The organism is uncultured Salinicola sp., assembly GCF_937921195.1.
Taxonomy (GTDB): Bacteria; Pseudomonadota; Gammaproteobacteria; order Pseudomonadales; family Halomonadaceae; genus Salinicola.
Map to the genome: position 1 here is coordinate 1 of NZ_CALFQK010000089.1, position 7,702 is coordinate 7,702.

The following is a 7,702-nucleotide window of genomic DNA, read 5'->3' on the forward strand; positions in this document are numbered from 1 at the left end:
TGGTCTACAAGTGGCGGCGAGAGATCCTCGAGACGGTGCCAGAGGCTCGGGTCTGGGTACTCAACGGACCGGATACGCTGGCGAAATTGCTCAAACTGCGCGAGCAGTTGGGACAGCCAGACGATGGCCGGCCGGAGTTCTTCGTGCTGGGTCGTGTACGGATGCGGATGGGGTTTCACTGGGTACCGGTGGCTACCCCCAGGCGCACCCTGTCCGGCCGCTTCGCGGCGTGTCCGGACTGCGGCCGCATGATCCTCGACAACGACAATGAGCCGATTCGGTTCGAGTCGTTCCAGCAGACCGAGCGTCAGCAGGCGTGCGCGGGATGCGGTGGCCAGCTCTGGACACTCATACGACAGCGGCAGCCCGAAGGGGATGCCCGCCGTCGTTCGGTGCTCAAGGCGCTGCAGCGCATTCCCACCATCGGCAAGGTGACGTCCGAGAAGCTGGTCGACCAGTTCGGGGAGGGGTTTCTCTCGTCGATGCTGGCCGACAACGTGCACGAGTTCATCAACCTGATGGACGAGAACGGCGACCTGGTGTTCAACGATCGACAGGCGACGAGAATGGAACGGGCGATGGCCAACATCGAATTCGGTTTCGGTGAAGGTGGTTTCCAGCCGAGCGAGTTCATAAAGCGCTATCTCCCCGACCAATTCTTCGATCTGCTGATCGTCGACGAAGGGCATGAGTACAAGAACGCGGGGTCGGCCCAGGGCCAGGCCATGGGCGTATTGGCAGCAAAGGCACGCAAGACGCTTTTGCTGACCGGCACGTTGATGGGTGGCTACGCCGACGACCTGTTCTATCTGCTCTTCCGGATTCTGACACCGGTGATGATCGAAGACGGCTATCGTCCCCAGCGCAACTCACTGGGTGCGGCGTCCATGACCTTCATGCGCGAGCACGGTGTCCTCAAGGACATCTACTCGGAGCGTGAGGGCGCTGGGCACAAGACGGCGAAGGGGCGGAAAACCTCGGTGCGCACGGTGAAGGCACCTGGGTTTGGCCCCAAGGGCATCCTGCGTTACGTGTTGCCCTTCACGGTCTTCCTCAAACTCAAGGACATCGGTGGCGATGTACTGCCGCCGTATGACGAAGAGTTCGTGGAAGTGCCGATGTCGTCTGCTCAGGCCAGTGCCTACGACAAGCTCTCGGGAGAGCTGACACAGGCGCTGCGGGAAGCGCTGGCACACAAGGACACCACCTTGCTGGGCGTGGTGCTCAATGTGCTGCTGGCGTGGCCTGACTGCTGTTTTCGACCGGAAGCGGTCAAGCATCCGAGATCGCGGGCGCTGATCAGCTTTGCCAAGTCGATTTTCGACGAAGCGTCGACGATGCCGAAGGAGGACGAGCTGGTCGAGCTATGCCGATCAGAGAGGGCCCAGGGCCGCAAGGTGCTGGTCTACTCCACCTACACCGGCAAGCGCGATACCACGAGTCGCCTGAAACGCGTGCTCGAGCAAGAGGGCCTCAAAGTGGCCGTACTGCGCTCGAGCGTCGACACCAGTCGACGGGAGGACTGGATCGCGGATCAGGTCGAGAAGGGGATCGATGTGCTGATCACCAACCCGGAGCTGGTCAAGACCGGGCTGGATCTTCTCGACTTCCCGACGATCGCGTTCATGCAGACTGGTTGGAACGTCTACACGCTGCAGCAGGCGGCGCGAAGATCCTGGCGTATTGGTCAGCACCGAGCGGTGCGTGTGCTGTTCTTCGGCTACGCCCAGACGTCGCAGATTGCCTGTCTGCGACTGATGGCCAGCAAGATCGCAGTGGCACAGAGCACCTCCGGGGATATCCCCGAGTCCGGGCTAGAAGCTCTAAACAGCGATGGTGAGTCTGTGGAAATGGAGCTGGCCCGTCAGCTGGTCGCGTGACGATCAGGTTAACCTCAACCCCTCTTCGGAGGGGTTTTCTGTTTGAACGGCTGTAGGAATAAGGCATATATCCATTTTTCGTCTGGTGTTGCATCTATTTGTCTCTAGCAAATGGTGCTCGTGCGCTATGTACATGGAAATATCTTCAGAGTTATTAGTCATATTCGAAAACGATCTAACGTTAGAATGATTTATGAGCTACCCTAAGGGCATGTTCTTTCAAGGAGCCCTCATGAATACCTACGCTCTATCACGAGGCAATGAGGACACTGGCCGGCCCCACGTCGCCGGCTTTTTCGATCCTCGCACCTTCAGTATCCAGTACGTCGTTAGCGACCCCGCCACGCGGTATTGCGCGATCATCGATCCGGTGCTCGATTACGATGAGAAGTCCGGTGCGACGGCGACGTTTCAGGCCGATGAGCTCTTGGCCTATATCGAGCGCGAAGGGCTCGCGGTCGAATGGATTCTGGATACCCATCCGCACGCGGATCACTTTTCCGCCGCGCGCTATCTGCATGACAAGACCGGCGCGCCCACCGCCATCGGCCGGCCGGTGACGCAGGTGCAGGCATTGTGGAAGGAGATCTACCACTGGCCGGACCTGAAGGACGACGGCAGCCAGTGGGATCATCTGTTCAGTGATGGGGATACCTTCACGCTGGGCGAGATCGAGTGCCACGTGATGCACTCGCCGGGCCATACGCTGGCCTCGGTCACCTACGTCATCGGCGATGCCGCCTTCGTTCACGACACCCTGTTTCAGCCTGACTTCGGTACCGCCCGTGCCGACTTCCCCGGCGGTAGCGCTCACCAGTTGTGGCACTCGATCCAGGAGATCCTCGCGCTGCCAGACGAGACGCGCCTGTTCACCGGGCACGACTACATGCCCGACGGCCGCGAGCCGCAGTGGGAAAGCACCGTGCGTGAGCAGCGCGAGACTAACAAGCATCGCCTGGGCGACAGCAGCGAGGCCGAGTTTGTTGCGCTGCGTGAGAAGCGCGATAGCGAACTGCCGATGCCGAAGCTGATCCTGCACGCGCTGCAGGTCAACATTCTCGGCGGTCGCCTCCCCGAACCGGAGAGCAACGGCAAGCGCTATCTGAAATTGCCGCTCGACGCCCTGGAAGGTGCCGCGTGGGAGTGAGAAGGCGTTGCCGCCAAGCGCTATCGTGCTGCGCCGAATCGACCAAAGGGAGCCAGTCATGAACGAATCGACAGTCACGAATCAGTCGACAGCCGCGAGCGAAAAGTACCATGACATCGTCATCATCGGCGGTGGGGCGGGGGGCATCGCGGTCGCCGCGAGTCTTCACAAACGCCGTGCGGATCTCGATATCGCCATCGTCGAGCCCGCACAGGATCACTTCTACCAGCCCGGCTGGACGCTGGTCGGCGGTGGCGTGTTCACCCCAGAGCAGACCCGGCGTTCGATGCATTCGGTGATGCCGAGCTTCGTGACCTGGTATCAGGCCGCGGCGGAACAGCTGCTGCCGGAATCCCGCCAGGTCGTGCTGGGCAACGAGACGACGCTTGGCTACCGGGCACTGGTGGTTGCGCCAGGTCTCGAGATCGACTGGCAGGCGATCGATGGTCTCGAGGAGACGCTGGGCAATAATGGCGTGACGTCGAACTACCGTTTCGATCTGGCGCCCTACACCTGGTCGCTGGTTCAGTCGATGCGCGGCGGCAAGGCGCTGTTCACACAGCCGCCAATGCCGATCAAGTGCGCCGGGGCGCCCCAGAAGGCGATGTATCTCTCCTGCCATGAGTGGGAAAAACAGGGCGTCCTGAAGAATATCGACGTCCATTTCCACAATGCCGGCGGTGTGATGTTCGGTGTCTCGGACTTCGTGCCGGCACTGGACGAATACGTTCAGCGTTACGGCATCCACAAGCAGTTCCAACAGAACCTCATCGCTGTGGACGGCCCGGCCCAGAAGGCGCGTTTTCGCGTCACGAGCGAGGATAGCAGCGAAGAGATCGAGACCGATTTCGACATGCTTCACGTCGTGCCGCCGCAGCGCGCCCCACGGCTGGTGCGCGAATCGTCACTGGCCAACGAGGGTGGCTGGCTCGATCTCGATGCCGACACTCTCCAGCACAACCACTTCAGTGATGTCTTCGGTCTCGGCGACGCCAGCGGTACCGGCAATGCCAAGACGGCCGCCGCCGTGCGCAAGCAGGCACCGGTAGTGGCGGACAACCTGATGGCTGTGCTCGATGGCAAGTCGATGTCCTCCGGCTATGCGGGATATGGCGCCTGTCCGTTGACGGTGGAGCGCGGCCGGGTGGTGCTGGCGGAGTTCGGTTACGGCGGCCAGTTGCAGCCGACGTTCCCGTCCTGGATCAATCAGGCCACACGGCCGACTCGGCTCGGCTGGAACATCAAGGCGCAGCAGCTCCCCTTCATCTACTGGAATCTGATGCTCAAGGGGCACGAATGGCTGGCCAAGCCGCAGGCGCGCACTTGATCGAGGACAGCAGATCATGAATCAGCCGCATAGGGCCGGGTTGGCACGCTGGCTCCCGATCCTTGGCTGGGGGCGGCGTTACAACGGCGGGTTGCTGGGCGAGGATCTGCTGGCGGCCATCATCGTGGCGCTGATGCTGATCCCGCAGGCGCTGGCCTACGCCATGCTGGCGGGACTCCCGCCGGTGGTGGGGTTGTACGCGAGCCTGGTGCCGCTGGTCGTCTACACCCTGCTGGGGAGTAGCGCGACGCTCTCCGTCGGCCCGATGGCGGTGGTGTCTCTGATGACGGCATCGGCGCTTTCACAGGTTGCCGAGTCTGGATCGCCGAATTACATCGCCGCGGCTCTGGTACTGGCACTGCTCTCCGGGGCCATCCTGCTGATCATGGGGCTGTGCCGGCTGGGCTTTCTGGTCAACTTTCTGAGCCACCCGGTGATGACCGGTTTTGTCAGCGCCTCGGGCGTGCTGATCGCGGCGAGCCAGCTCAAACAGCTGCTGGGTATCGATCTCTCCGGTTCCACGCTGCCGGCGCTGTTATCCCGGCTACCCACGGCGCTGGACGGTGTCAGCCTGCCGACCGTGATCATCGGGCTGGGGTCGCTGCTGCTGCTGTGGCTGATACGACGATGGGGCAAGTCCGCGCTGGAACGCTGTCACGTACCGGCCCGTGTGGCTGCCGTGCTGGTCAAGCTGGCACCCATCGCCACCATCGTATTGGCGGCGCTGGTCGCCGGCGCGGCGGGATGGCTGGGCCGCGACGTGGCCGTCATCGGCGAGATTCCCGCCGGTCTGCCACCGCTAACCCTGCCCGACTGGGAGCCGGCGCTTTGGCGATCGCTGATCGGTTCGGCGGTGCTGATCAGCATCGTCGGATACGTGGAGTCGGTCTCGGTGGCCCAGGCGCTGGCGGTGCGCCGCGGTCAGCGCGTCGATCCGGACCAGGAACTGATCGGGCTCGGCGGGGCCAATCTGGCGGCGGCTTTCACCGGCGGCATGCCGATCACCGGCGGCTTCTCCCGCTCCGTGGTCAATTTCGATGCCGGCGCTCGCACGCCGGCTTCCAGCGCGTTCACCGCCGTGGGTATCGCGCTGGCCATGCTGTTTCTGTCGCCCTGGCTGCGGGAACTACCGATGGCGACGCTGGCGGCGACCATCGTCATCGCCACCGTCTCGCTGATCGATCTGGCGGCGTTCGCGCGGGTCTGGCGCTACGCCCGCGGCGAGGGCGTGGCGATGACCGCCACCGCGCTGGCGACGCTGATCCTGGGCGTGGACGTGGGCATTCTGGTCGGCGTGGGCATGTCGCTGGCGCTGCATCTCTACGGCACCAGCCGGCCCCACAGCGCCGAGGTAGGGCGCATTCCGGGGACCGAGCACTTCCGCAACGTGCGCCGCCACGCGGTGGAGACCGATGCCGGAGTGGCCATTCTGCGGGTCGACGAGAGCCTCTATTTCGCCAACGTGCGCCATCTGGAAGACCTGGTCACGGCAGTGGTCTCTCGCGATCCGCCGCCGCGGGATCTGGTACTGGCTTGTCAGGCGATCAACGTCATCGATGCCACGGCGCTGGAAAGTCTCGAGGCGCTCAACCGACGCCTGCGCGAGCGCGGCATCGGGCTGCATCTGGCCGAAGTGAAGGGACCGGTGATGGACCGTCTGAGCCGCACCGAGCTGCTGGAGACGCTCAACGGTCGGGTCTTCCTGAGCACCTTCGACGCCTGGTGTGTCCTGCATGGTCGGGGTGCCGCACCCTTGAGTCATCCCTGTCTCGCCACGCCGGCAGCGGCACATTCGGCGGCGGAATAGAGAGGGTTATCGTAGAGCAGCGAACGCTATCAAAGGAGATATGAGGATGGACCTATCGAGTGCCGGGTTCGGGCTCGCTGGCGGCGTGCTGATCGGGCTCTCCGCCACCCTGCTGATGGGGCTCTTGGGCCGGATCGCCGGCATCAGCGGGATTCTCTCCAGTGCGCTGTTCGAGCGCGGCGGGGACCGCGGCTGGCGGCTGGCGTTCCTGCTGGGGCTGGTCTCCGGCCCGGCGTTACTGCTGCTGCTGGGTCTCGACTGGGGCAATGTAGCGCCTCGCGGCGGCGTGGCAGCGCTCGGCAGTGCGGTGATCGGCGCGCCAATTGCAGGCACGCCGACGATGTTGATCGCCGGCCTGCTGGTCGGGTTGGGCACTGGCCTGGGTAGCGGCTGCACCAGCGGGCATGGGGTCTGCGGATTGGCGCGTCTGTCGCCCCGGTCGATGGCCGCAACGCTCGTCTTCGTACTTGTTGCCATGCTGACCGTGTTCGTGTCGCGTTACTGGCTGGCAGGTGCACCATGAAAATGCTGGCAGGTTATTTAGCGGGATTGCTGTTCGGTCTCGGGCTGGCGATCAGCGGCATGACCGATCCGGCGCGTGTCATCGGCTTTCTCGATGTCACCGGCGCCTGGGATCCGACCCTGATCTTCGTGCTGGGCGGTGCCGTCGTCACCACGTTCATCGGTTATCGCCTCGTCTGGCGACGCCAGATGCCACTGCTCGAATCCCGGTTCCAGCTGCCCACCCGCCGTGACCTCGATACCCGGCTGCTGGGCGGTGCCGCACTTTTCGGTCTCGGTTGGGGGCTCTCCGGCTACTGCCCGGGCCCGGCGGTGGCCTCGTTGCCGGGGCTGAGCGGGCCGCTGGCGGCCTTCCTGGTGGCGCTGGTCATCGGCTGGTGGCTGGCGCGCCGGCTTTCTCCCGCTCACTGAGCAGCAAACTCATCCTGGCATCATCGCCGTTCGTCAGACTGGGGCGGGAAAGAATCGGGTGAAAACGGGAGAAACATGCGCGTACTACTCGTGGAGGACGATGCACCGGTGGCGGCAGGCATTGAAGCGGGATTGGCGCTGAGCGGTTTCGTCGTCGATACCGTGACCACGCTGGACGGTGCACGCGGGGCGCTGGCCGCAATCGACTACGATGCCGCGGTGCTTGATCGCCGTCTGCCTGGCGGCGATGGTTTGACGCTGCTGCAACAGTGGCGTCGTGCGGGTATTGCCATGCCGGTACTGATGCTGACGGCGAGAGACGCCGTGGCCAGTCGTGTCGAAGGGCTTCAGGGCGGGGCCGACGATTATCTGGTCAAACCGTTCGACCTTGATGAGTTGACGGCAAGGCTGCAGGCGCTGTTGCGCCGCAGCGCCGGGCAGGTCGACCGCTCCCTCCGTCACGGGCACCTGGCGATGGACCCCATTGCTCGCAGCGTGACGTTGGATGGCGCACCGGTGGCGCTCGTGCGTCGCGAGCTGATGCTGCTGGAGGCGCTGATGCGCGCGCGTGGGCGGATCCTGAGTGCCGATCAGTTGAAGGATCGCCT

7 protein-coding genes are annotated in these 7,702 nt (G+C 63.8%); all 7 read left to right on the forward strand.

Features of this window, described 5'->3' with window-relative positions; all coding sequences use genetic code 11:
* Nucleotides 1-1,880: DEAD/DEAH box helicase (locus Q0602_RS07630; protein WP_298841135.1), on the forward strand; the 1,880-nt coding region annotated here is incomplete at its 5' end.
* A 232-nt stretch (nucleotides 1,881-2,112) separates the two neighbouring features.
* The gene (locus tag Q0602_RS07635) at nucleotides 2,113-3,027 is read left to right on the forward strand and encodes an MBL fold metallo-hydrolase (protein ID WP_298841138.1); all 915 of its coding nucleotides are present in this window, start codon (nucleotides 2,113-2,115) and stop codon (nucleotides 3,025-3,027) included.
* Between the two features lie 58 nt (nucleotides 3,028-3,085).
* Nucleotides 3,086-4,354, forward strand: coding sequence for an FAD/NAD(P)-binding oxidoreductase (locus Q0602_RS07640; RefSeq protein WP_298841141.1), 1,269 nt, complete (start codon nucleotides 3,086-3,088; stop codon nucleotides 4,352-4,354).
* Between the two features lie 16 nt (nucleotides 4,355-4,370).
* On the forward strand, nucleotides 4,371-6,161 hold the full coding sequence (locus Q0602_RS07645; protein WP_298841148.1) for a SulP family inorganic anion transporter: 1,791 nt from the start codon (nucleotides 4,371-4,373) through the stop codon (nucleotides 6,159-6,161).
* A 46-nt stretch (nucleotides 6,162-6,207) separates the two neighbouring features.
* Entirely contained in the window at nucleotides 6,208-6,684 is a 477-nt protein-coding gene (locus tag Q0602_RS07650; RefSeq protein WP_298841151.1) for a YeeE/YedE family protein, read from the forward strand.
* Nucleotides 6,681-7,094 carry a DUF6691 family protein gene (locus Q0602_RS07655; protein WP_298841154.1) on the forward strand — a complete coding sequence of 138 codons (414 nt, stop codon included), beginning with the start codon at nucleotides 6,681-6,683 and terminating at the stop codon, nucleotides 7,092-7,094. Before Q0602_RS07650 ends, Q0602_RS07655 begins: the two co-directional genes overlap by 4 nt.
* A 75-nt stretch (nucleotides 7,095-7,169) precedes the next feature.
* The coding region (locus tag Q0602_RS07660) for a response regulator (RefSeq protein WP_298841157.1) at nucleotides 7,170-7,702 on the forward strand (533 nt) is incomplete at its 3' end.

Coding starts and splice junctions, on each gene's coding strand:
- Q0602_RS07635 (WP_298841138.1), top strand. CDS start 2,113: ATGAATACCTACGCTCTATCACGAGGCAATGAGGACACTGGCCGGCCC.
- Q0602_RS07640 (WP_298841141.1), top strand. CDS start 3,086: ATGAACGAATCGACAGTCACGAATCAGTCGACAGCCGCGAGCGAAAAG.
- Q0602_RS07645 (WP_298841148.1), top strand. CDS start 4,371: ATGAATCAGCCGCATAGGGCCGGGTTGGCACGCTGGCTCCCGATCCTT.
- Q0602_RS07650 (WP_298841151.1), top strand. CDS start 6,208: ATGGACCTATCGAGTGCCGGGTTCGGGCTCGCTGGCGGCGTGCTGATC.
- Q0602_RS07655 (WP_298841154.1), top strand. CDS start 6,681: ATGAAAATGCTGGCAGGTTATTTAGCGGGATTGCTGTTCGGTCTCGGG.